This window comes from Hymenobacter sp., from assembly GCF_036388155.1.
Lineage (GTDB): Bacteria > Bacteroidota > Bacteroidia > Cytophagales > Hymenobacteraceae > Hymenobacter.
Genome location: NZ_DASVSI010000145.1, coordinates 69,496 through 92,701, shown reverse-complemented (window position 1 = coordinate 92,701; position 23,206 = coordinate 69,496). Strand labels below are relative to the sequence as shown.

Annotated in this window: 20 protein-coding genes; 12 read left to right on the top strand and 8 right to left on the bottom strand. The window is 61.4% G+C overall.

The features are described 5' to 3' along the window. Positions 1-73: 73 nt before the first annotated feature. Positions 74-904: a 50S ribosomal protein L11 methyltransferase gene (gene prmA, locus VF629_RS20705; protein ID WP_331060409.1), complete on the bottom strand. Its 831-nt coding sequence runs from the start codon at positions 902-904 to the stop codon at positions 74-76. A 438-nt stretch (positions 905-1,342) separates the two neighbouring features. On the opposite strand from prmA, the gene VF629_RS20700 reads away from it, so the two are divergent. Then, positions 1,343-1,489, top strand: coding sequence for a hypothetical protein (locus VF629_RS20700; protein ID WP_331060408.1), 147 nt, complete (start codon positions 1,343-1,345; stop codon positions 1,487-1,489). A 211-nt stretch (positions 1,490-1,700) separates the two neighbouring features. Here the strand turns inward: VF629_RS20700 and VF629_RS20695 are convergent, their stop codons facing one another. The 6 genes from VF629_RS20695 to uvrA all read right to left on the bottom strand — a co-directional run bounded on the left by VF629_RS20695 (position 1,701) and on the right by uvrA (position 9,314). Beyond that, positions 1,701-3,092, bottom strand: a complete 1,392-nt coding sequence (locus VF629_RS20695; protein ID WP_331060407.1) for a hypothetical protein — start codon at positions 3,090-3,092, stop codon at positions 1,701-1,703. Beyond that, positions 3,074-3,832, bottom strand: coding sequence for an ABC transporter ATP-binding protein (locus VF629_RS20690; RefSeq protein WP_331060406.1), 759 nt, complete (start codon positions 3,830-3,832; stop codon positions 3,074-3,076). Before VF629_RS20690 ends, VF629_RS20695 begins: the two co-directional genes overlap by 19 nt. A 161-nt stretch (positions 3,833-3,993) precedes the next feature. After that, complete coding sequence (locus VF629_RS20685; protein WP_331060405.1) at positions 3,994-4,377, bottom strand: hypothetical protein; 384 nt, start codon at positions 4,375-4,377, stop codon at positions 3,994-3,996. An 84-nt stretch (positions 4,378-4,461) separates the two neighbouring features. After that, the gene (gene tpiA, locus VF629_RS20680) at positions 4,462-5,229 is read right to left on the bottom strand and encodes a triose-phosphate isomerase (RefSeq protein ID WP_331060404.1); all 768 of its coding nucleotides are present in this window, start codon (positions 5,227-5,229) and stop codon (positions 4,462-4,464) included. A 173-nt stretch (positions 5,230-5,402) separates the two neighbouring features. After that, the gene (locus VF629_RS20675) at positions 5,403-6,284 is read right to left on the bottom strand and encodes a hypothetical protein (RefSeq protein ID WP_331060403.1); all 882 of its coding nucleotides are present in this window, start codon (positions 6,282-6,284) and stop codon (positions 5,403-5,405) included. Between the two features lie 144 nt (positions 6,285-6,428). After that, positions 6,429-9,314, bottom strand: a complete 2,886-nt coding sequence (uvrA, locus tag VF629_RS20670) for an excinuclease ABC subunit UvrA (RefSeq protein ID WP_331060402.1) — start codon at positions 9,312-9,314, stop codon at positions 6,429-6,431. A gap of 184 nt (positions 9,315-9,498) precedes the next feature. On the opposite strand from uvrA, the gene VF629_RS20665 reads away from it, so the two are divergent. From VF629_RS20665 to VF629_RS20625, 9 genes are all read left to right on the top strand, one after another. After that, a complete protein-coding gene (locus tag VF629_RS20665; protein WP_331060401.1) occupies positions 9,499-10,458 on the top strand; it encodes a hypothetical protein in 960 nt (319 codons plus the stop codon). Positions 10,459-10,500: 42 nt separating this feature from the next. Further along, positions 10,501-11,886, top strand: coding sequence for an alpha/beta hydrolase family protein (locus VF629_RS20660; RefSeq protein WP_331060400.1), 1,386 nt, complete (start codon positions 10,501-10,503; stop codon positions 11,884-11,886). A 178-nt stretch (positions 11,887-12,064) separates the two neighbouring features. Next, entirely contained in the window at positions 12,065-13,558 is a 1,494-nt protein-coding gene (locus VF629_RS20655) for an alpha/beta hydrolase family protein (RefSeq protein WP_331060399.1), read from the top strand. A gap of 173 nt (positions 13,559-13,731) precedes the next feature. Then, positions 13,732-14,799 carry a helix-hairpin-helix domain-containing protein gene (locus VF629_RS20650; protein WP_331060398.1) on the top strand — a complete coding sequence of 356 codons (1,068 nt, stop codon included), beginning with the start codon at positions 13,732-13,734 and terminating at the stop codon, positions 14,797-14,799. A 144-nt stretch (positions 14,800-14,943) separates the two neighbouring features. Further along, positions 14,944-15,585, top strand: coding sequence for a (2Fe-2S)-binding protein (locus VF629_RS20645; RefSeq protein WP_331060397.1), 642 nt, complete (start codon positions 14,944-14,946; stop codon positions 15,583-15,585). Between the two features lie 2 nt (positions 15,586-15,587). Then, positions 15,588-16,571 (top strand): xanthine dehydrogenase family protein subunit M, encoded by a 984-nt coding sequence (locus VF629_RS20640; protein WP_331060396.1) that lies wholly within the window; start codon positions 15,588-15,590, stop codon positions 16,569-16,571. A 162-nt stretch (positions 16,572-16,733) separates the two neighbouring features. Continuing rightward, positions 16,734-19,067 (top strand): xanthine dehydrogenase family protein molybdopterin-binding subunit, encoded by a 2,334-nt coding sequence (locus VF629_RS20635; RefSeq protein WP_331060395.1) that lies wholly within the window; start codon positions 16,734-16,736, stop codon positions 19,065-19,067. Beyond that, positions 19,067-19,756, top strand: coding sequence for a nucleotidyltransferase family protein (locus VF629_RS20630; protein WP_331060394.1), 690 nt, complete (start codon positions 19,067-19,069; stop codon positions 19,754-19,756). The genes VF629_RS20635 and VF629_RS20630 overlap by 1 nt, the downstream gene beginning before the upstream one ends. Continuing rightward, positions 19,740-20,378, top strand: a complete 639-nt coding sequence (locus VF629_RS20625) for an NUDIX hydrolase (protein ID WP_331060393.1) — start codon at positions 19,740-19,742, stop codon at positions 20,376-20,378. Before VF629_RS20630 ends, VF629_RS20625 begins: the two co-directional genes overlap by 17 nt. Positions 20,379-20,402: 24 nt before the next feature. Here VF629_RS20625 and VF629_RS20620 read toward each other — a convergent pair whose 3' ends face one another. Then, positions 20,403-21,683 carry an MFS transporter gene (locus VF629_RS20620; RefSeq protein WP_331060392.1) on the bottom strand — a complete coding sequence of 427 codons (1,281 nt, stop codon included), beginning with the start codon at positions 21,681-21,683 and terminating at the stop codon, positions 20,403-20,405. Positions 21,684-21,810: 127 nt separating this feature from the next. Here VF629_RS20620 and VF629_RS20615 point away from each other — a divergent pair, with 127 nt between their 5' ends. Continuing rightward, on the top strand, positions 21,811-22,212 hold the full coding sequence (locus VF629_RS20615) for a hypothetical protein (RefSeq protein WP_331060391.1): 402 nt from the start codon (positions 21,811-21,813) through the stop codon (positions 22,210-22,212). A gap of 297 nt (positions 22,213-22,509) precedes the next feature. Further along, positions 22,510-23,145: an RNA polymerase sigma factor gene (locus VF629_RS20610; RefSeq protein ID WP_331060390.1), complete on the top strand. Its 636-nt coding sequence runs from the start codon at positions 22,510-22,512 to the stop codon at positions 23,143-23,145. The last annotated feature ends 61 nt before the right edge of the window (positions 23,146-23,206 follow it).

The window sequence follows — 23,206 nt, the reverse complement described above, 5'->3', positions numbered from 1 at the left end:
TCTTTCTTTCCGCGCAATCGTTGCTGGGAGAGATGCCAGCCGGTGTCCACAGCCGTCGTTTGCGGCGTACTGCTTACTCCTTCTCGAAGAGGGCCGACACCCAGCTGCGCAAGGTACGGTGGCGCTGGTAGCGCAAGCCGTGCTTGCTGGCTTCGGCCTGAATTTTGGCCAAATCCTCCTCGTAAAACCCGCTGAACAGGATGGGCCGGCCGCTGGGCAGCAGGCGCGCGTACTCGTGCATGTCTTCGAGCAGCACGTTGCGGTTGATGTTGGCGAGGATGAGGTCGAAGGGCTCCTCGTTGGCCAACGTTTCGACGCCGCCCAGGCGGCACTCAATGGTGTGGCACTGGTTTTCGGCGGCGTTGTCGCGGGCGTTTTCCACGGTCCACGGCTCGGTGTCGACGGCCAGGATTTGGCGGGCGCCCAGCAGTTCGGCCATGATGGCCAGGATACCGGTGCCGGTGCCCATGTCGAGCACGCGCAGGCCTTTGTGGTCCACATCCAGCTGGTTTTCAATCATGAGGGCCGTGGTTTCGTGGTGGCCGGTGCCGAAGGACATGCGCGGCATGATGACGATGTCGTAGTCCACGCCGGCCGGCTCGGGGTGGAACGGCGCCCGCACCGACACGCGCTCGGCGATGACGAGCGGCTGGAAGTTTTTCTCCCATTCGGCGTTCCAGTTTTGGCGGGTGATGACGCGGTGCGAGTGGTTCAGCTCGCCGATGCCCGAGTAGCGGGCCATGATTTCGGCCACCGCGTCGGGGTTGAAGACGTCCTCGGTGGTGTAGGCGCAGAAGCCGTTGTCCTTGTCTTCGAAGGTGTCGAAGCCCACTTCGGCCAGCTCGGCCACCAAAATGTCGGACAGCTCGCGCGGCGCTTCCACGGTCAGTTCAATAAAATCCATGCGGGACAGAAGAGCAATAAGTTAACAATGCACAAAAGTCGCTACAAACGCTTGTAATGGATTTCCCCAAACTGCGAGTCAGTAAGCATAGCTTTATTTACGGCCTTAAACACTCTCATTACTCTCTTCTCATGTTGCAAATCGTTAGACCTTTCGGTTACGGGAACTGAAGAAACACCGTTTATCATTGGGAAATTTGCTATTCTCGACGGAACTCCTTCGCCTGTACTCGCAGTTGCCACGTGCCGCCCCGCTTCAGCAAGGAGTCTCCTGAAGGGGGACAATATCTTTCCTGTGTGAGACCCATACAAGACCAGACCAGTCCCATTGCGCCCGTGTTCGATTGGGGTACGGGCATTCAGCGGCTGACGGGCCGGGAGGTGGGTCGTCTTTACCCGCATCGGGAACGGCACCGTCGACGGCTCGTTTCAGTCAGCCGTGTACCTCGAACCGTTCGACCCTAAAGTAATTAAGTATCAAGGCGAAGACCGGCTGCTGCGGCAGACTAAAGAACACCTGCTGAAGGGCACTTTTAAAGACGTGCCGGTATCCGATGCGCAGAAGGCTCTGTCCGGCGGCGAATAGCCCCGCGCCTGACCACCGCCTGCACGTGGCTGGGCGGGCCGCCGTGCCAAGCCACTTTGCTGAAAGCCGATGAGCGAAGAAACCAGCACCAGCGAGCCACCTCGCCTTCTGGCTGACTGTCGGTTCAAGCAAGCTCACCCCGCGTCCCGACGCCAAGCGCATCCTCGCAAAAGGCCTTTCGGCTCGCACAAAGCTTTTTCGCATTCTCCGCTCAAGCGCCGATGCCCTGCCACAGGCGGCGGCGCAGGCGGCCGTCGTTGCGCAACAGGGCCCGAATGGGCCAGATGGTAGAAGCGGCCAACGCCCCGGTCAACACTACCCGCGCCCACCACCAGGGCAAAAAATATAGCGCCGCCGCCGTTGCAATTGCCACGAAGCTCATCAGCCGGCTGTTGTTTTTGTTGATGTTGCTGAATGTAGTGCTGGAAGCCACTGTCTTAGAATGGTATAGGCTGGACCACAGCCCTACGCTGGTGAGGGCCACCGCACCCAACGGAATGGTAGCCAAGCGTGGCCAGAACGTGGGCGGAAACAGCGCCAGTAGCAGCACCACCGTCAGTAAGCAATCGGCCAGCACCACGGGCAGCACCACCCGCAGGTAAAGGAGCAGCAACCGGCGCGTGAGGCCCAGGCGCTGCAACTCATTGGCGGCCAGCGTGCGCATGAATCCGAACACGTTGTTGTTCACATACGTGAAGCCCACTAGCGGCACCAGCGCCAGGTAGAAATACCCTTCGCTCGTCAGCTTTCCCTCATCCAACCCAATCCACCTGATGAGGCCCATCAACAACACTTTCAGCCCCAAGCCCATCAGCAGCAAGCCCCAGGTGCGGCGCAGGTAGGCGCGCTGCTCGGGCAGGAGCCAGCTCATCAGCGAGTTGGGCGCGGCAGACACGGCCGCTGCGTGGGTTTCGGGCAGGAAGCGCGCGGCGAAATACGGGCCCAACGTCCTCAACTGAACCGCCGCCAGCCCCCAGGGCAACAGCGCCAGCAACACGCCCAGGGCCGTGTGCTGCGGCAGCTCGGGCCGGCTCACCCAGCCCACCAGCAGCCCAAAGCTGAGCATGTGAGCCAGCAGCAGCGGGTGCCGCCAGCGCCCAATGCTCACCAGAAACCGCACGTTGAAGCTAACCACCGCCGTGGCGAGCAGTAGCAACAGCGCCAGTACCGGCACCGCCGCGTGACGCGGCGTCACGGCCAGCATAGCCAACACGCCCGCTACCAGCGTGAGCCGGCGCAGGGTCATGAAGTCGAGCAAAAAAGCTGTGACCGCGCACAGCCGGGCTGACACCGGAAAATGCTCGGGCAAGGGGCGCGTGATGCGCCGCAGGGCCGGCAGAAAGTCGACCAACGGCCCGGAGCTCAGCGAGAAAGCGTAGAGGCCGAGGACGAACTTAGGCACTAGGCGGGCCATTGCTGAATCTTCTGCCGACAGGTTCAGCAGGAAGCCGAAGCCTGTTCCATAGGCGGCCGTTACAAGTAGTAGCACCACCGACGCCGTTCGGTCTCCTGCATCGGCGGGCCACAGCACGGCCTGCAAGCGGCGGCGCAGCAGGTAAGGCAGAAAATGGCCGAGGCGAACGGCTAGTGGGCGGTCAGCCATGTCAGGTCTTGGGCGTCATTCGAAGCGGGGTGAAGCAGCTGCAGCAAGGCATCGCCCAGAGCGGCGCGCTCGCCGTGGGCAAACTCGTCCATCGAGCCCCAGTATTTAACCTCGCTTTCGTCGATGACGAGCAGATGCGTGGCCAGCTTTTCGATGTGGGCCAGGTTGTGCGACGACACGAACGTGAGCGCCTGGGGCCGGTAGCTTTTAATGAGCGAGAGCACCCGCTCGGCGGCGAACACGTCGAGGCCGTTAAACGGCTCGTCCAGAATCAGCAATTCGGGCCGGTGGAGCAGGCAGGACGCAATGGCCACACGCTGCTTCATGCCCGTTGAAAAAGAGCCCAAGCGCTTGCGGCGCACGGAGTCGTATTCTTCCAGCAAATGCCCCAGCAGGCTGTCGATGCGGGCCTGGCCGTCGGGCAGCTCGTAGATGCGGGCCACGAACTGCAGGTATTCTTCGGCCGTCAGCTCCTCCACCAAATAGCCCTGGTTGATGAGGGCGCCCATCCGGCGCTTCACTGCTACCGGGAAGGTTTCGCCCATGGCCTCGCCATCGAGCAGCAGTTCGCCGCTGCTGGGCAGCAAGGCATTGGTCAGCAAGTTGAAAAGAGTGCTTTTGCCGGCGCCATTGCGACCCAGCACGCCCACGCAGTAGCCCGTTTGCGCCGTTAGCGACACGTCGCGCAACACGGTTTTCGGCCCGAACGATTTGGTGAGGCGGCGTAATTCTAATTCCATGGGTAGATGCAGAAGACAAGCAATGAAAACCGCCTAAACAAAGAACGTCATGCTGAGCGGAGCCGAAGCACCTCTCCAGCACATTTAGTATGACGGGAGAGATGCTTCACTGCGCCCAGCATGACGCTCTGTTTTTTCTTTGCTAGGACTACTGCACCTAATTACTGCTTGCAGCCAGCGAATGAGCGCACTTTGGTGTAGTGAATGGCAAAGTCGGCGCGGCTGCGGTCGGTGGTCACGAACAGCACGTAGTCGGCGAAATCGCGCGCCGGGGCGTCGGCCCACAGGCCAGCCCGGTCGGCAAACAGCTTGTTGTCTTCCTTGAACACAATGAGATTAGCAAAGGCCTCCTCCGGCTCGATGTACACCGTGCCGAAGCAGTAGCTGCGCCGGCTTGGGTCGGTTTCGAGGTACACCGAACCGAAGATTTTGCACGGCTCAAGCGGCCCGGCGGCTGAAGTCACAGCTGGCACACGCGCCGCAGCAGCAGCTTTGTGCCCAGGAGTAAGAGCCAACAGGCCGGCGAGCAAAAAGGAAAAGAACATAGCGGATGCGAGCGGCCGGCGCGGAGTTACGCCAGCTAAGAAATCAGTCTCCGCTGGCATCCAAGAACGGTGCCAAGCCGGAGCTTAAAACGACTGAATAATGGCTGCAAAATCCGCCGCTTTCAGCGAAGCGCCCCCAATCAGTCCACCGTCAACATCGGGCTGCGAGAAAAGCTCCCGGGCGTTCTGCGCATTGGCCGAGCCGCCGTAGAGAATGGTGGTGTCGAGCGCCGCTTGGCCGTCGTAAGCCCGCGCAATCTGCTCGCGGATAAAGGCGTGCACCTCCTGCGCCTGGGCGCTGGTGGCCGTGCGGCCCGTGCCAATGGCCCAAATGGGCTCGTAAGCCACCGTTACCTGGGCAAACTCTTCGTTGCTGAGGTGGAACAAGCCATCCGTAAGCTGCTTGCCAATGAAGTCAAAGGTCTCGTCGGCCTCGCGCGTGTCGAGCGACTCGCCCACGCAGAAAATGGGCTTTAGACCAGCGGCCAAAGCGGCTTTTAATTTTTGGCTGAGCAGCTCGTCGTCCTCGCGGAAGTACTGGCGGCGCTCCGAGTGACCCAGAATCACGTATTCGCAACCCACCGAAGCCAGCAGCTTGGCCGATACTTCGCCGGTGAAGGCACCGTTTTCTTTCTGGTGGCAGTTCTGGGCGCCCAGGTGAAACTTGCTTCCTTCCGGCAAGGCCTGCCCCACGGCGTGCAGCAGCGGAAAGGGCGGGCACACCACGATTTCGGGCGCGTTGGCGCCGGCCGCAGCCGCACCGGCCAGAGTGGTGATTTCGCTTACCAGGGCCAAAGCCTCGGGGTAAGTCAGGTTCATTTTCCAGTTGCCGGCAACAAGGTTTTGGCGCATAAGGCGGAGGGTCAATTGATGTGGGAGGTTACCCTGCAAAGCTACGGCGACGCTATTCGTTTCAAACGGTAAAACGAGTACCCCGAATTTCCAATTCGGCCCGTGGAACAAGCACCGTGCTCACGGGCCGAATTGGAAATTCGGGGTACTCGTTCTGTGACCACAAAGGCGTGCTATTCGCCGACCCGCACCGAGCGGCGGGCGGCTATTTCGGCTTCGGCGGCCGCGGCGGCCTCGTCGCGCAGCTGCCAGGGCGACTTGCGGCCGCCCACGCGCGACAACACGAAGCCCCCAATGGCCGCCACCGTGGCTCCGGCCAGCGCGGCCCAGCCCAGCTCGGGCACTTCGCGCAGCCGAACCACCCAAATGGCCACCAGCGCCCAGGCCAGCACCATCGGGAAAACCATGTCGTGAAACACCCGGCTGATTATAAGCGCCAGCACCACAACAACAAAGAATAAGCCCAGGGTCAGCACCACCGAAATGCCTTGTGCCGTCTGCCACCCCAGCTCGTGGATGCCAATGGTGACGTTGATGACCGTGGCCACCGAAATCCATCCCAAAAACAACGAGAAGGGCACGCCGGCCAGCTTGGGCGCGGCGCCGGCCCCAATGCGGCGGCGCACCCGGCCATACGCTACCATCAAGCAAGCCAGAATGAGGAGCATCACGCCCACGCTGGGCAAAATCAGCTCGTAGGCAAACAGGACCACCCAGGTCCCGGTGGCAAGGTTGGCCAGGGTGAGGGGCTTGGCAACCGCGTCGGGCAGGGAGCTGGCCCGTTGGGCGGGCAGCAGCTGCCACACCGCGTACACGGCCAACGACAGAAAAATCAGCCCCCAGATGCTAAAGGCATAGCCAGCCGGCGTCAGCAGCGTGGGGTATTTGGCCGAAACCTGACCCATCGTTTGCCCCTGAAACGGATGGGTGTTTGAGTAATAATTGAGGTAAATGTTGCCGAAAATAGCCAGTGCTGCTATCCAGCGCCACGCCAGGCTAGCGGCCGAGTGGGTGGAAACGGCGTAGGGGTTGGGGGCGGGAGCGTAGGTGGGCATATAGTTGAAGAATACGTAGCATACCTACGTACCAACCAAATTGAATGGATTAGACGCGAACGTGCCGCGGCCGTTGTTGCTGTACACAACTCGGAAGGCACCCCCACTACGTTGCCCGGGGCGCAGTGTTACGGGGCTGCAACGTTACACTTTCTCCGCCAAAAACCGGGCAGTATGGTTGGTATCTTTCAGTTTCACCATGTCTTCCGGGGTTCCTTCGAAAAGCAGGTGCCCGCCGTTGAGTCCGCCTTCGGGGCCTAAGTCAATGAGCCAGTCGGCGCACTTGATGATGTCGACGTTGTGCTCGATGATGAGGACGGAGTTGCCCTGCTCCACCAGCGCGTTCAGGGCCGTGAGCAGCTTGCTGATGTCGTGGAAGTGCAGGCCGGTGCTGGGCTCGTCGAAGATGAACAGAATTTTATCCTGCTGAAGGGTAGCGCCTTTGGTGAGGAACGACGCCAGCTTCACGCGCTGGGCCTCGCCGCCCGAGAGCGTGTTGGCCGACTGCCCCAGGCGGATGTAACCTAGGCCCACGTCTTCCAGCGGCTTGAGGCGCTCGGCCACTTTGGGCTGGGTTTTGAAGAACTCCACGGCGTCCGAAACGGTCAGTTCCAGCACCTCGTCAATGCCTTTGTCCTGGAATTTAATTTCCAGAATGTCCTGCTTGAATTTCCGGCCGCCGCAGCCTTCGCAGGTCAGGTAAATGTCGGCCATGAATTGCATTTCGATTTTCACCTGGCCTTCGCCCTGGCACACCTCGCAGCGCCCGCCTTCCACGTTGAAGCTGAAGTGCGAGGGCTTGAGGCCCCGGGCCTTGGCCAGCGGCTGCTCCGAAAACAGCGTCCGGATGGCGTCATACGCCTTCACATAGGTCACCGGGTTGGAGCGCGACGACTTGCCGATGGGGTTCTGGTCGACGAACTCGACGTGCGACACCTGGCCGTTCGCCCCCGTCAGGCGGTCGAACTTGCCGGTGCTTTCGCCCGCGCCGCCGCCCAGCATCTTCATCAGGGCCGGCGCCAGGATGCGCTTGATGAGCGTCGATTTGCCCGAGCCCGACACCCCCGTTACCACCGTCATCACGCCGAGCGGAATTTTCACGCTCACGTTTTTGAGGTTGTTCTCGCGGGCGCCGGTCAGCTCCAGGGCGTTGCGCCAGGGGCGGCGCACTTTGGGCACGGCCACCTCCATTCGGCCACTCAGGTACTGGCCAGTGTAAGTGGTGGTGTCCTGCAGCAATTGCTCCATGGTGCCCTGAAACATCAGGTTGCCGCCGCCGCTGCCGGCTTCGGGGCCGATGTCGATAATCTGGTCGGCGGCTTCCATCATCTTCTCTTCGTGCTCCACCACCACCACGGTATTGCCGAGTTGCTGCAGGGAGCGCAGCACGCCAATGAGCTGCTCGGCGTCCTTGGGGTGCAGGCCAATGCTGGGCTCATCGAGCACGTACATCGAGCCCACCAGCGCCGAGCCAAGCGACGTGGCCAGCGAAATGCGCTGGCTTTCGCCGCCGCTCAGCGTATTGCTCAGGCGGTTCAGGGTCAGGTAGCCCAGGCCCACGCGGTTGAGGTAGCCGAGGCGGTTGGTGATTTCGGTCACGAGGCGCTCGGCCACTTTGGCGTCGTGCTCGCTGAGGCTCATGTTCTCGAAGAAAGCTAACGCGTCCGAAATGGGCAGCAGCACGATGTCGGCGATGTTCTTATCGGCAATGCGCACGTACTGTGCATCTTTGCGCAGGCGGGTGCCGCGGCAATCGGGGCAGGTGGTGCGGCCCCGGTAGCGGCTTTGCAGCACGCGGTACTGGATTTTATGGGTTTGCTCGCTCACCCACTTGAAGTACTTGTCCAGACCGTCGAAGTACTTGTTGCCGGTCCAGAGCAGGCGTTGCTCGGCGGCGCTGAGGTCGCTGTAGGGGCGGTGAATGGGGAAGTCGAAGCGAATGCCGTTTTTCAGCAGCGGCTTCAGCCATTCGCCCTGCTTCTCGGTGCGCCAGGGCGCAATCGCGCCTTCAAACACCGTGAGGCTCTTGTCCGGAATCACCAAGTCCTCGTCGATGCCCAGCACCGAGCCGAAGCCCTCGCAGGTCTGGCAGGCGCCGTAAGGGTTGTTGAAGGAGAAGAAGTTGACGCTGGGCTCCTCAAACACCATGTCATCCAGCTCAAACTTGTCGGAGAAGGTCCTATTAATTGTCAGTTGTTCGTTGCCAGTTGTTAGGCCTTCCTCACTAGCAACTGGCAGCTGGCAACGGACAACTAAACTGCCGTGGCCCTCAAAAAACGCCGTTTGCACCGAGTCAGACAGGCGGAAGAGCAGGTCCTCGTCGTTCGGGCGCAGCACGGCCCGGTCAATCATGATGTAAACGTCGCCCTTCACTTCGGGCTGCCCCTCCCCTATCAGGTCCTCAATCTGGGAAGTCACGCCCTCGACCACCACGCGGCTGTAGCCTTTTTGCAGCAGCAAATCCAGCTCCTTGCTCATGGCGCGGGTTTTGTCGGGGCGGTGCAACGGGGCCAGAATCATGGCCTTGGTGCCTTCGGGCTGCCCCGCCAGAAAATCGACCACGTCGGCCACGTTGTCCTTGCGCACCTGCTCGCCGCTGACGGGCGAAAACGTCCTACCCACCCGCGCAAACAGCAGCTTGAGGTAGTCGTAAATCTCCGTGCTCGTGCCCACCGTCGAGCGGTTGTTCTTGATACTCACCTTCTGCTCGATGGCAATGGCCGGCGAGATGCCGCGGATGTAGTCCACGTCGGGCTTGTCCATGCGGCCCAAAAACTGACGCGCGTAGCTGCTCAGGCTCTCCACGTACATGCGCTGGCCCTCAGCGTACAGCGTGTCAAACGCCAGGCTCGATTTGCCCGAGCCGCTCAGGCCCGTGACGACGATAAACTGGTTGCGGGGCAGGGCCACGCTCAGGTTTTTGAGGTTGTGAACCCGGGCGTTTTTAATGAGGATGAATTCGCGCGGGTCGAGGTGGTCAATGGCGTTGTCGGACGGCGCCGAAACTTGCAAAGCGTCTTTTTTGGGCATAAACGGACTAACAGCGAGAAGGGGCCGGAAGGTTTCGGCCGCGGGCAGTTGCTGGCGCTACGAAGGTACGGCCGGGGGTAGGGCAAAGAGTGCTAAGCAATGCGGCTTTAATACCTAACATTGTGGCACACTTCGCCTCAGGCCACCAATGTCTATATCCAGTCCGCTCACTGCCATCTGCCATATGTTAAGTTCAGTGGCGGCGAGTGCCGAAAACAACGCCAGCATCTTTCAGAAAAACGAGGCTGCTACCCGCGCCGCGCTCATCGACCCGGTACTGCGGGCCCTGGGCTGGGACACCGCCAATGTGCAGATGGTAGAACCCGAAAAAAGTCTGGGCACTGAGTTGCGCGTCGATTATCTGCTGCGGGATAGCGCGGGGCAGCCAGCCTTAGTTATTGAAGCCAAATGCTTGGAAAGTAGCTTGGATAAATACAGCTACGTGGGCAAGATTTTGGGTTATGCCTTGGCACTGAACGTGCAAACCGTTTGCATTACCGACGGCGTCCATTGGCACATCCACTCAAACTTACAGCAAGGAAAATCCGAACCCATTGCATTTGCGCTGACCGCCGATGCGCTTTTGCCAGCCGCTATGCAGCTCGTTCAATGTCTTGACGCTGCTCTCTGTGGCCATGGCCTAACCCAACCTGCGGCACACAATCCGGCAAGTACAATGCAAGCGGCCCCGCAGCCTATACCGTTAAATCTCACGCCAACTAAAGCCAGCAAACAGTCCACACAGCCAAAGAAACAGCCTACGTCTGCAGCAACTTTCATTGAGTTGACGCAGCTTCAATTGGCTTCTTTAGCACCTGGTCAAAAACCTAAACAGCTGCGCCTGCCCAACGGCACGGTGAAGGCTATCAATACTTGGAAAGATATTCTATTGGAAGTGTGCCGATTGGTCCTGCAAGACAATTCACGTTTGGTAATTCCTCTCGCGGACAAAGCAGGTAAAACGCGCTTTCTCTTCTCAAACGACAAGCCGGAAAAAGGCTCCAGCACGAAAGCCTCTTACCAAGGCAAACCATTATTCATCGGGACGCACTATAGCGCGGCTGATTGCATCGCGAATGCAGTCTACGCGGCCAAGCAGATTCCCCAGCACCAACGAGCTACTACTATAGCTGTCGCTTTTTAAGGCTTCTATCTCAAGCCTGAACTTCCCTCACCTCCTTTCCTCATGCTCAACGCTACCCGTTTTATATTGGCGTCTACTCTCGTGGCACTTTCTGCCAGCGCCCACGCCCAAACCACCCGCCCCAGCCTCAGCGGCGACTGGAGCGGCTCGCTCGGGCCCATTGAGTTCATTATGCACCTCACGGACCCAGCCACTGGGCCGCGCACAGCCACGCTCGACATTCCCGCGCAAAAGGTGCAAGGCATGAGCCTGCAGTTCACCACTCCCGCCGACAGCGTGTACCTGAGCATTGCCCAACCGCCCTACCGGTTTGCCGGCCGGCGCTCGGGCGATGGTCAGCAGTTAGTGGGCGAATGGCAGCAGGGGCTGCGCGTGTTTCCCCTGACCCTTAGCCGGGCAGGTGCCACTTCCAAAGCAGTTGTACGCCCACAAACCCCGCAGCCGCCGTTTCCTTACCAGTCGGCCGACGTCACGTTTAAAAACGAAAAGGCCAACGTGACGCTGGCCGGCACCTACACCGTGCCCACTGGCATGGGGCCGTTTCCGGCCGTGGCACTCCTGACGGGTTCTGGTGCCCAAGACCGCGACGAAACCATTCTAGGCCACAAGCCTTTTGCCGTGCTCGCCGACCACCTCACGCGCCAGGGCATTGCCGTACTCCGGTTCGACGACCGCGGCGTGGGCCAGTCGGGCGGCACGCTGACCGGCACCACCAGCGCCGACTACACCGCCGATGCCCAGGCCGCGCTGGCGTGGCTGCGCGCCCAGCCGGGCATTCGCAAAACCCAGGTGGGCTTGCTGGGGCACAGCCAGGGCGGCACCGCTGCCGTGGGCGCCGCCATCCAGCCCAAGGGGCCTGATTTTTTGGTGCTGCTGGCCTCGCCGGCCATGCCCGGCGACGAGATGCTGGTGCAGCAGTCCCTGGCCATGGCCCGGTTGACAACAAAAGACCCTGCCCAGTTGGCCGACATTGAAAAGGTGCAGCGCGCCATGACTCAGATTCTTCAGAAAACCCCGGACAACGCCCAGGCACGTGCGCAACTCATGACGCTATATAACGCCACCGGCAATGCCCAGATGGCCGCTCAGCTCGAACCACAGCTAGTCAGCATGACTTCGCCCAACTACCGCCAAATTTTGGCCGACCGCCCGGCCCAAACCCTGGTGAAAGTCCGCTGCCCGGTGCTGGCCCTTGGCGGTAGCAAAGACATCCAGGTGATTGCTACGCCAAACCTGACGGCTACGGCGGCCATCCTGAAAACCGGGGGCAACCGCGACGTGACGGTGAAGGAGCTGCCCGGGCTCAACCACTTGTTCCAGACGGCCACTACCGGCGGCACGGCCGAGTATGGCACCATTGAGGAGACGTTTGCGCCGGCGGCGCTGCAGCTTATTGGCGACTGGGTGATGAAGCACACCGCGAAATAAGGTTCGTCGCGTTTTCTTCCGCTTTCACCGAAATGGGTGGCCGCGCTGGTCACCCATTGTCGTTTTTCGGGCATAGCTAATACCACGCAACCTCTTGGCCGGCGAAATGCGTATGTTGTACTTTTAGCAATAATTCGCTGCTCTATTCGCTTAATAGCGTATTTTATATAATAATTCCATGATAAGATTTTTACTTGCTGTGCTGCTACTGGTCAGTTTTACGGCGCCCTTTTCGGTAGCCTCGCCGCCGACGCCTCCCGCGCCCAAGCCGCTCAACGGCCAGTGGAAAGGTCCTTTAAAATTACTTGGCGGTCAAATCACCGTCATCATCACCATCGTGCCGCTCACCAACGGCACGTACTACGGGGCCCTCGATGCGCCGCAGCAGCGCATTGCCCGCATGCCGGTGGAAGTGGAGCTGCGCGGCTCCGACCTCAAGCTGCGCATTGAGCAGGCCGGCAGCAGCTTCGTGGGCAAAGTGCTGGACGGCGGCGCCAAGCTGAGCGGCACCTGGACGCAGCCCGGCGTGAAGGCGCCCATGGTGCTCAAGCGGGCCGTGGCTGCCGCGCCCGCTGTGGCCAAGCCCCGCATGACCCCGCCCTACCGCGAAAGCAGCGTCAGCTTTCAGAACCCCAAGACCCGGCAGCAATTTGGCGGCACGCTCACCGTGCCGGCCGGCGAAGGGCCCTTTCCCGCCGTGGTGCTGCTCTCCGATTCGGGCCCGCAAAGCCGCGACGTGGAAGTAACCGGCTACCGCATGTTTGGCCAGCTGGCCGACTACCTCACCCGCCACGGCATCGCCGTGCTCCGTTTCGACGACCGTGGCGTGGGCAAATCGAGCGGCTCGTACGCCAACGCCACCACGGCCGACCTGGTGACCGACGCCCAGGCGGCGCTGGCGTTCCTGCGCACGCGCCCGCTCATTTCGCCCACCCGCGTGGGCTTGCTTGGGCACGGCGAAGGCGCCAACGTGGCGCTGCTGGCGGCAGCGGCCCCGGGCCGGGCACCGGCGTTTGTGGTGTCGTTGGCTGGCTATGGGCAGCCTGGCTACGACGTGCTGCTGCGCCAGCAAGGCGAAATCATGCGCCTGATTGGGGCCGACCCGTCGCAGGTGCAAGCGGCGCGCGAGGTGTACGAGCGCACCGTAAACGTCATCCGCCAAACGCCCGACAATGACGTGGCCCGCAACAAAGTGGCTTCGCTGCTCAGCGGCACCAATACGGGCTTGAACGCGGCCATGGCCCGCGCCCGGGCCGTGGAGCTGACCTCGCCCTGGTCGCGCTACTTCTTCGACTTTGACCCGCAGGCACAGCTCAGCAAGGTACAAAGCCCGGTGCTGCTGCTCAACGGCACGGCCGACCTGCAAGTGTCGGCCAAGCGCAACATGACGCCGCTGGCCCGCGCCCTGCACCGCGCCAAACGCGACGTGACGGCCTACCGTCTTGCCGGCGTCAACCACATGTTTCAGCCGTCCCCCGCCGACTGGCCCCTGGTGAATGGCATGCAGCAAGCCACGTTCTCGCCCGACGCGCTGAAGAAAATTCATACCTGGGTGGCCACCGAAACCAGGTCAGCGGCAGCAGGCGCCACCCCGACTCCCGTCACGGTGAAGCGGCTGAGCATTCCCCGCAAGACGACCAAAGTAGCCAGCGTGCCCCGCTTGCGCGGGTAGGCCGGTAGCAACAGGCGTTGCGCCAATCCTCGGCCTGGCAAGACTAAGCTCATTAGGCGGCCTGATAAAATATTGCCTATCATTGCCTTCAACAAGGCCAAGCAGGAATTTTGGCTTGGCCGTCCTCTCTCCTTTTTCTACCCTGCTCTCAGCTTCACGCGGGGGCTATGCCTATGGCCACCACGCCACCTCGTCCGCAGCTGCCCAAGCCAGGAGGTACAGTAGGCCCAATGCGCTGGATACGCCGCTATTTTGGGTATTCGCGGGGCGAGGCGCGGGGCATGGTGGGACTGTTGGCGGTGGGCGTGGTGGCCATTGTGGCCCCCATTCTGCTGCGGCCAGAGCCGACGGTGTACCTGCCCGAGGCAGACCAGCGGGAGCTTGACCGGCTCACGACGTCGCTGAAAGACCACCGCACGTTTGAGCAAGGCTACGCCAGCCGCTACCCAAAGCGCGCAGCCTCCTCATCCGGGCCCGGTGGCAGCCGCTACCCCAAGGTGGCCCAGGTAGCGTTGGCTCCCTTCGACCCCAACGCCCTCAGCGCCGAAGGGTGGGAAGCCCGGGGCGTGCCGCATTTTGTGGCGGCCCGCATGGTGAAGTACCGCGAAGCGGCCGGCGGTTTCAAAGCCAAAGCCCAGGTGAAGAAAATGTACGGCCTGGAAGATGCCCTGTACCAGCGCCTGGCGCCCTTCATGCAGCTGCCCGATGAAGCCCCCGAACGCGGCAAGCCCGCGGCCTACGCCGCCAACCAGCCCGGCCCCGACGGCAAGTTTCCGGCCTTCGCCAACGCGGACGCTGCCGCCGGCAAATTTCCCCGCAAGCCTCGCAACCTCCAGCCCTTCGACTTGAACTCGGCTGATACTACGCAGTTGATGCAGATTCGGGGCATCGGCGCGGGCCGGGCCAAGTGGATAGTGCGCTACCGCAACCAGCTGGGCGGCTACCTGCGCGAAGACCAGCTGGATGAAGTGTTTGTGCTACGCGATGCGCCCGACTTGCGCGACAGTGTGAAGAAATACACCTTCGTGGCGCCTGGTTTCGCGCCCAAAGCCGTGAACGTGAACACGGCTTCATTCGAGGAAATGTATCTGCAGCCCTACATCGGCAAGCCGCGGGCCCGCATCATTGTGGCCTACCGGCAGCAGCACGGCCCCTTCAAGCGGGTAGAAGACCTGAAGCAGATTCCGATTTTGAAGGCCGAGGACTGGGAAAAGATGCGCCCCTACGTGCGGTGTGAATAAACCGGCGCGGTAGGAAAACTCTTGGACTGAGTAGTAACTTTTAAGGGGCCTAGCCACGTACTGTAAGGTTCAGCTAGCAGCGGCGCGGGATTTATCAATTCCTGTTTCGTCCGGTTAGCCATTCCCCTACCAGCCTCCTTTGCCATGACGGATAACTCCACGCCCGACCCGGCCCTGCTGCCCGACGGCTCGGCCGCCAACGACGGCCGCCGCACGTTTATCAAGCAAGCGTCTGGCCTCTTGGGCTTGGCGCTGGCCCCGCCGCTCATCGGCCAGGCCGAACGCCTCACCGCCATCTCCAAAAAAGTGGAAGGCGTGAGCGAAATGAAGCTCAAGGTGAACGGCACCGTGCGCACCATTCAGGCCGAGCCACGGGTGAGCCTGCTCGACGCCCTGCGCGAAAACCTGGACCTCACGGGCTCGAAAAAAGGCTGCGACCACGGCCAGTGCGGCGCCTGCACCGTGCTGGTGGACGGCCGCCGCGTGAACAGCTGTCTTACGCTGGCCGTGATGAGCCAGGGCAAGGAAATCACCACCGTCGAAGGCCTGGCTAACGGCGAAGAGCTGCACCCCCTGCAGCAGGCGTTCATCGAGCACGACGGCTTCCAGTGCGGCTACTGCACGCCGGGACAGCTGATGTCGGGCGTGGCGTGCATCAAAGAAGGCCACGCCAAAACCGACGGCGACATCCGCGAGTGGATGAGCGGCAACCTCTGCCGCTGCGGCGCCTACCCCAACATTGTGGCCGCCATTCGGCAGGTAGAGAAAAGCGGTTTTAAGTCTTAACCATGAACAACTTCACCTACCTCCAGGTCAACCAGCCCAAGGACGCCACGGCCGCCGTGCGCGACAACAAGGGAGCGGCTTTCATTGCCGGCGGCACCACCCTGCTCGACCTGATGAAGCTGAACGTGGAAAACCACAGCCAGTTGGTCGACATCAACATGCTCGCCCTCAAAGGCATCGAGCAGACCTCCGACGGCCTCCGCATTGGCGCGCTGGAACGCATGAGCGACGTGGGCGAAAACGCGCTGGTGATGCAGCAGTTTCCCATGATTTCGCAGTCGCTGCTGCAGGCGGCCTCGCCCCAGTTGCGCAACATGGCCAGCATCGGCGGCAACTTGCTGCAGCGCACGCGCTGCGGCTATTTCCGCGACACGGCCTTTCCCTGCAACAAGCGCCAGCCCGGCACCGGCTGCCCGGCACAGGAAGGCGAAAACCGCAACCTAGCCATACTGGGCGGCAGCAAGGCCTGCATCGCCACGCACCCAGGCGACCTAGCTGTGGCTCTGGTGGCCCTGGATGCCGTGCTGCTGCTGGAAAATGCCAAGGGCAAGCAGCGCCGCGTGCCGCTCCTCGATTTCCACGTGGTGCCCGGCAACACGCCCCAGCGCGAAACGGTGCTGGAACCCGGCGAACTGATTGTTTCCATTTTGGTGCCCGCGGCGGCTCATGCGCGCAAGTCGATGTACCTCAAGGTGCGCGACCGGGCTTCGTATGCGTTTGCGCTGGTTTCGGCCGCGGTGGGACTGGACGTACAGGCCGGTCAGATTCGCTCGGCTAGGGTGGCTTTGGGCGGCGTAGGCACCAAGCCGTGGCGCTCGATGGCGGCCGAAAAGATACTGACTGGGTCCCCGGCTTCGGAAGCCACTTTCCGAGCAGCGGCCGCGGCGGCGGTACGCGAGGCCCAGCCTCGCGAGCAAAACCGCTTCAAAGTGGAGCTAGCCCAAAGCACGTTGGTACGGGCGCTTACCGACTTGACGGCGGCCTAAATAATAATTGAACGATGTAGAGACGCAACATTTTGCGTCTCCGGGACCGGGCCGCAAGAGTTCAGACGGCATCGTTCAACGACGAGACGCAAGATGTTGCGTCTCTACCGCGGCCCCAGCCAATGCCGCACCTTTAATATTTCACGCTGACCTACTTCCGCCATGGAAAATGAACCCGCTTTTTTCGAAACCTCGCCCAAGCCGGGCGTGGTCGGCAAACCGCTGAACCGCGTCGACGGCCGCGACAAGGTGACGGGCAAAGCCAGGTATTCGGCCGAGTTTCCGCTGCCGGGCCTGACGTACAGCGTGTTGAAAACCAGCGACATTGCCAAGGGCCGCATTCAGCAGATTGACACCAGCGTGGCGGCCAAAGAGCCCGGCGTGCTGGCCATCTACACCCACCTGAACCTGCCCAAACTGGCCAAAACACCCAACGACGCCGAAGGCAAAAAAGCCATTGGCGCGCCCATGGGCTTCATGCCGATGACCTCGGACATCATCCACTACGCCGGCCAGCCGGTGGCGCTGGTCGTGGCCGACACCCTGGACCGCGCCACCCACGCCGCTGCCTTGGTGCGGGTGAGCTACGCGGCCGAAAAGCCCATTGCCGCCTACACCGACAAAGAAGCCAAGCTGTTCAACCCCCAGAAAATTCAGGACGGCAAGCAGGACGGCTACACCCGGCGCGGCGATGCGCAGGCTGCCCTGGCTAGTTCGGCCATCAAGCTGACGGGTGTATACACCCACGCCATCAACCACCACAACCCCATGGAGCCCGGCGCAACCACCGCCGTGTGGGAGTCGCCCGACCGCCTCACGGTGTATGAGTCGACCCAGGGCGTGACGCGGACGCAAAAGGCGCTTTCCGCCATGCTGGGACTGCCGCAGGAGCAGGTGCGTGTCATCACCAAATACTTGGGCGGCGGCTTTGGCTGCAAAGGCTCGTGCTGGCCGCACACGGTGCTTACGGTGCTGGCCGCCAAAGCCCTGGGCCGGCCGGTGAAGCTGGCGCTCACCCGCAAGCAGCAGTACACCAGCATGGGCCACCGCGAAGACCAGACCCAAACCCTCACCATGGGCGCGACCAGGGAAGGCAAGCTCACGGCCCTGATTCATGAGAAAACCTCGACTACGTCGCCCTGGGACAATTACGCAGAAGCTAACAGCAAAATCATCAACTTGCTGTACGACTGCCCCACGTTCGAGTCGCACTACGAGTTGGGCCGGGCCAATGTGATGACGTCCACCTTCACCCGCGCCCCTGGCGAGGCGCCCGGCTCGTTTGCCTTGGAGTGTTTGATGGACGACTTGGCCTACCAGTTGGGTGTTGACCCCATCGAAATCCGACTGCGGAACTACGCCGAGAAAGACCCCAGCACCGGCCAGCCCTGGAGTAGCAAGAGCCTAAAGCAGTGCTACCAGCGCGGCGCCGAGCTATTCGGCTGGAGCAAGCGCAACATCAAGGCCGGCCAAACCCGCAACGGCCGCTTGCTGGTCGGCATGGGCATGGCCACGGCCAGCTACCCCGTGCATAACTCGCAAGGCACCGCCCGCGTGCGCCTCTACGCCGACGGCCACGCCGTGGTGCAATCCGGCGCTACCGACCTAGGCACCGGCACCTACACCGTGATGACGCAAGTAGCGGCCGACTCGTTAGGCCTGCCACCCGAGAAAATTCGCTTCGAACTGGGCGATACCAAACTGCCCACTGCTCCCAACTCGGGCGGCTCGGTGGCAGCTGGCACGGTGTCTTCGTCCGTCTACATGGCGGCGCAGGACGTGTGGGAGCGCCTCACCAAAGTGGCCATCAAAGACTCCAAGTCTCCGCTTTTCAAGGCTAAGCCCGAGGATGTAACGGTGGAAAAAGGCCGCCTGCAGTTGAAGAGCAAGCCTGCCAAAGGCGAAGACTTCATGGCCTTGATGAAGCGCGCGGGCATGGACGACGTGGAAGGCAGCGGCCAGGGCAAGTATGGCGCCGGCTACGAAACCGGCCGCCCCTCCAACCCCGCCGGCCCGAACAACAACACCGAAACGGCAGGCCAGCACTCCATGCACTCCTTCGGCGCCCACTTCTGCGAAGTACAAGTCGACCCCGACCTGGGCACAGTACGCGTGACGCGGTGGGTGAGCGTGCACGGCGCCGGCCGCATTCTCAATGCCAAAACCGCCCGCAGCCAGATTATCGGCGGTAGCATTTTCGGTATCGGCGCGGCGCTGATGGAAGCCACCGCCCGCGACCCACACTACGCCCGCTACACCAACGCCGACCTCGGCGACTACCACATCCCGGTCAACGCCGACATTCCGGACATGACCGTGGAATTCATCGACGAGCACGACCCTTATATCAACGCCATGGGCGTGAAGGGCATTGGCGAGATTTCGATGGTGGGTGTTTCGGCAGCCGTGGCCAATGCCGTATTTCACGCCACCGGCAAGCGCGTGCGCGACCTGCCCATTACGCCCGAAAAAATCCTGGGCACCAAATCGGTGTAATGTCCGACCAGACTTCGTCTTTCGTTGCCAGCGCCACCGTTCCGGAATCCTCCGGGGCGGTGGCGCTGCTCATTCTGGCGGCTGGTGCCTCTACGCGCATGGGCCAGCCGAAGCAACTGCTTCCTTACCGCGGCCGCACGCTCCTGCGCCACGCCGCTGAAACCGCTGTAGCCACCAGCTGCGCGCCCATTGTGTTAGTAACGGGCGCTGTACACGACGCATTGGCCGCCGAAGTGTCGGACCTGCCCATTTGGGTGGTGCGCAATTTGGAATGGGAAACGGGCATGGCTTCGTCCATTCGGGCTGGGCTAGCAGCGGTGCAGGCTGCGCAGCCGCGCGCCGCCCTCATCATGCTCAGCGACCAACCGCTGGTTACCGCGGAGCTGCTGCGGCAATTGGTAGCTGAGCAGCAGCAAAGCCAGGCGCCCATCGTAGCCGCTGCCTATGGGGACACAGTGGGCGTGCCGGCAGTTTTTCACCACACCCTGTTTCCGGCTTTGAGCCAGCTTCAAGGTACTCAGGGAGCCAATCGGCTTATTGCCAGCTTGGGCAACGACGTCGGCCGCGTGCCTTTTCCGGCGGGCCTGCTGGACGTGGACACCCCCGAGCAGTACGCGGCGTTGCTGGCCGGCAGTAGTAATTTACCTTTCTCTGACTCTTCTTCCTCTTCTCATGGACCCCAAACTTGATTGGCTGGGCATTGCCCAGCGCCTGCAAGCCCTTGCCCAAACTGGCCTGGTGTATGAGTCCGGTTCCTATGCCCAAGAGCGCTACCACGAAATCCACGACCTCAGCCTGCAAATGATGGCCATGCTCACCGGCGAGCCTGTGGCCCAGCTCAACGCCCTGTTTGCCGGCGAGACCAATTACCCAACCCCCAAAGTCGACGTTCGGTCGGTGCTGTTTCGCGGCACCGATGAAGTGCTGATGGTGCAGGAGAAAATGGACGGCAACCGGTGGACGCTGCCCGGCGGTTGGGCCGACATTGGGTACACGCCCTTCGAAGTAGCGGTGAAGGAAGCCTGGAAAGAAACGGGCCTTGAAACCGAAGCCGTGCGCCTGCTAGCCTTGCTGGACAAAAAGCGCCACGCCCACCCGCCCCAGCCCTGGTACGTGTACAAGGCCTTTGTGCTATGTCGGGAAGTGGGCGGCAGTCTGCAAGCCAACACGTCTGAAACTTCTGCGGCCCGTTGGGTGCACCAATCCGAACTGGACTCGTTGGAGCTGTCCACCGACCGCACCACGCTGGCGCAGTTGCACACCATGATGGAGTTTGCCCGAAACCCAGACCTGCCCGCGCTGTGCGACTAGCTGATTGAGCGGCTGTGAATAACTCTATTTCGTGCCCAACTCCAGGCGTCGCAGCTTATCGGCTTTCCAGGCAGTTATCGCCACCACCAACAGGGTCATTACACCGCCAAATACTACCGACGGCACCGTGCCCATCAGGCGCGCGGCGGCGCCGCTTTCGAACGCACCAATTTCATTGCTGGAGCCGATGAAAATATTGTTTACCGCCGATACCCGGCCCTTCATGTACTCCGGCGTGAAGGTGTGAATGAGCGTAGAGCGCACAATCACCGACACCGAATCGAATACGCCCGTGAGGAAAAGCAGCACCAGGGACAGCACAAAGTTGGTGGACAGCGCAAAGCCAATGGTGGCCACGCCGAACCCTGCCACTGACCACAGCAGCTTGCGCCCCACGTGGTGCCGCAGCGGGAAATAGGTCAGTACCACCGCCATGAGTACAGAACCCACAGCCGGCGCCGCTTCCAAATGACCAAAGCCCGTGGCGCCAACTTTCAAGATATCGGAAGCAAATACCGGCAATAGCGCCACCGCCCCGCCAAACAGCACTGCAAACATGTCGAGCGACAGTGCCGCCAGCACCAATTGGTTGCTAAAAATGAACTTCAAGCCACTTAGGACGCTGTCTTTCAAGTTGAGACGCTCGCCCTCCGTCGGGGGCAGGGGCCGGCCGGCAATGCGGGCAAACTGAAACAGCGCCAGTGCCAGCAGCACCGTGCTGACCACGTAGGAATTGGCCACGCCCAAGTGGGCAATCAAATAGCCGCCAATGGCGGGGCCCAGCACCGCCGAGCCCTGGTAGGTGGTGCTGTTCCAGGTGATGGCGTTGGGCAGCAGCGCCCGGTCGGGCAGCAGTTGGGGCATAAACGAGAACAGCGCCGGCCCCATAAACCCGCGCGCAATGCCGCTCACGAAAATGACCCCGTACAGCGGCAGCGTGTACAGCGAACCTTTCGCGAGCCACCCAATGCCGTAGGGGCTGGCAAAGTAGGCCAGGGCTACGGCGCACAGCACGAGCACGGCCAAGGCGGCCACCACAATGTTCTTGCGCCGCACCGAGTCGGCCACGTAGCCGGCATAGAGCGACACCACAATGCTCGGAATGGCTTCGGACAAGCCAATTAAGCCCAGAGCCAGCGGGTTGTTGGTGAGTTTGAATATCTGCCAGCTCACCACCAGCCCCTGTACCCGGGTGGCTACGGTGAGCAAAACTCTGGCCGACACCAACCTACGAAAGTCGGGCAGGCGCAAGGCAGCATACGGGTCGTGAACGGGGGGGGTAGCAGCAGGGTCGGCAGGAAGCATACGCTCGAAAAACGCCTTTACGGCGGCGAGGCCCGAAGGTAGGGCCAGCCGAAAAAGCGCGTTGGCATGGCCCGGTGGTTTCGCCTATCTTGTCTGTTGATTTTTCACCGCTTCCACCGTCTGGCTCGTGTCAACCCTTGGCCTGGAAATAACGCCCCGCCCCGACTTGCCGGCCCTCGTGGCCCGCTGGCAACGCGAAATTACCGCGGCCGAGTTGCAGGCGGGGTACTTTGCCATCTTGGCGGCGGCCGACGAGATGAATTGCTGGCGCTGGCTGCTCGACTTGCGCCGCGAAGAGCTGGCCTCACCGGCGCTAACGGCCTGGATGAACAACGACTTTTTCCCCAAGCTTCCGCGCCGCTACGCGGCGCCCGTCCGCATTGCTTTCCTGGCCTCGCCCTTGCGCGCCAAGCAGGAACAGTCCGACAGTTCGGTGGCCAGCATCAGCGCCCATCCGCGCCCCGACCAAGGCTATTTCACCGCCCTTTTTACCGACGAGGCAGCGGCTTATCAGTGGCTGGCCCGCTAGCTGAAGCAGAGTGCCTTAGCATTTGGTGGGCGAAGCAAATAAATTTTATTTTTTTCTTCCCAACCGCCCGGCAAGAAAAGGGCCTAGATGAAGATTTGACGAAGGTTGCTTGCTTTCACCCAAAAGATTTCGGCTTTTTTTATTTTTGTGCTATTGCGGATATGCACCGCATTTCTATACATTTGGTCTGATTCTAGCGGGCTGCAATTGTCCGACTTCCGGTCGCTCTCCTAAATTTTTCTCGGTAACTGCATACTATGGCCTAGAGCTCTACGTTCCCTTATTCCGTAGCCCTTTATGGACCTCTTGCAACCGAGCGACTCCGCGCTCATCTCGCTCTACCTGGCTGGCCAGGAATCCGCTTTCGGCCTCCTCCTGGAGCGTCACCGGAGCCGTGTATTCACCACGATTCTCCTCATCGTGCGCGACGAGGACGTGGCCGAAGACTTGGTGCAGGACACATTCATCAAGGCTATTCACACGCTCAAAAGTGGGCGTTACAACGAAGAAGGCAAATTCGCGCCCTGGATTTGCCGCATTGCCCATAACCTGGCCATCGATTCGTTCCGGCGCGGCAAGCGTGTGCCCCACATTAGCCTCACCGACAACGACCGCCTGGCCAACACGCTCACCCTCGCCGACGACGGCCCGGACGATATTCTGGCCCGCGAAGAAACCCACAACCGCCTTCGGGCGTTAATCCAAGAACTTCCCGCCGCCCAAAAGGAGGTGTTGTTGATGCGCCACTACGGCGACATGAGCTTCCAGGAAATTGCCGACGCAACCGGCGTCAGCATCAACACGGCCCTGGGCCGCATGCGCTACGCGTTGATAAACCTGCGGAAGAAAATGACTGCAAACTCTTTCCATTATGATTCAACTATTACCCCATTCGATACTGCTCCAGTATGTGTACAACGAATTGCCTCCTGAAAGGCAGCGCGAGGTAGAGGAGGCGTTATTGCACGACCCGGAATTGGCTTCTTCGTGCGCC

What these genes read in the sequence shown, in the direction of transcription:
- VF629_RS20630 (WP_331060394.1), top strand. Translation starts at nt 19,067, where the DNA reads ATGTCCGACCAGACTTCGTCTTTCGTTGCCAGCGCCACCGTTCCGGAA.
- VF629_RS20610 (WP_331060390.1), top strand. Translation starts at nt 22,510, where the DNA reads ATGGACCTCTTGCAACCGAGCGACTCCGCGCTCATCTCGCTCTACCTG.
- VF629_RS20625 (WP_331060393.1), top strand. Translation starts at nt 19,740, where the DNA reads ATGGACCCCAAACTTGATTGGCTGGGCATTGCCCAGCGCCTGCAAGCC.
- VF629_RS20635 (WP_331060395.1), top strand. Translation starts at nt 16,734, where the DNA reads ATGGAAAATGAACCCGCTTTTTTCGAAACCTCGCCCAAGCCGGGCGTG.
- VF629_RS20695 (WP_331060407.1), bottom strand. Translation starts at nt 3,092, where the DNA reads ATGGCTGACCGCCCACTAGCCGTTCGCCTCGGCCATTTTCTGCCTTAC.
- VF629_RS20690 (WP_331060406.1), bottom strand. Translation starts at nt 3,832, where the DNA reads ATGGAATTAGAATTACGCCGCCTCACCAAATCGTTCGGGCCGAAAACC.
- VF629_RS20650 (WP_331060398.1), top strand. Translation starts at nt 13,732, where the DNA reads ATGGCCACCACGCCACCTCGTCCGCAGCTGCCCAAGCCAGGAGGTACA.
- VF629_RS20665 (WP_331060401.1), top strand. Translation starts at nt 9,499, where the DNA reads ATGTTAAGTTCAGTGGCGGCGAGTGCCGAAAACAACGCCAGCATCTTT.
- VF629_RS20660 (WP_331060400.1), top strand. Translation starts at nt 10,501, where the DNA reads ATGCTCAACGCTACCCGTTTTATATTGGCGTCTACTCTCGTGGCACTT.
- VF629_RS20675 (WP_331060403.1), bottom strand. Translation starts at nt 6,284, where the DNA reads ATGCCCACCTACGCTCCCGCCCCCAACCCCTACGCCGTTTCCACCCAC.
- VF629_RS20620 (WP_331060392.1), bottom strand. Translation starts at nt 21,683, where the DNA reads ATGCTTCCTGCCGACCCTGCTGCTACCCCCCCCGTTCACGACCCGTAT.
- tpiA (WP_331060404.1), bottom strand. Translation starts at nt 5,229, where the DNA reads ATGCGCCAAAACCTTGTTGCCGGCAACTGGAAAATGAACCTGACTTAC.
- VF629_RS20645 (WP_331060397.1), top strand. Translation starts at nt 14,944, where the DNA reads ATGACGGATAACTCCACGCCCGACCCGGCCCTGCTGCCCGACGGCTCG.
- prmA (WP_331060409.1), bottom strand. Translation starts at nt 904, where the DNA reads ATGGATTTTATTGAACTGACCGTGGAAGCGCCGCGCGAGCTGTCCGAC.
- VF629_RS20640 (WP_331060396.1), top strand. Translation starts at nt 15,588, where the DNA reads ATGAACAACTTCACCTACCTCCAGGTCAACCAGCCCAAGGACGCCACG.
- VF629_RS20655 (WP_331060399.1), top strand. Translation starts at nt 12,065, where the DNA reads ATGATAAGATTTTTACTTGCTGTGCTGCTACTGGTCAGTTTTACGGCG.
- uvrA (WP_331060402.1), bottom strand. Translation starts at nt 9,314, where the DNA reads ATGCCCAAAAAAGACGCTTTGCAAGTTTCGGCGCCGTCCGACAACGCC.
- VF629_RS20685 (WP_331060405.1), bottom strand. Translation starts at nt 4,377, where the DNA reads ATGTTCTTTTCCTTTTTGCTCGCCGGCCTGTTGGCTCTTACTCCTGGG.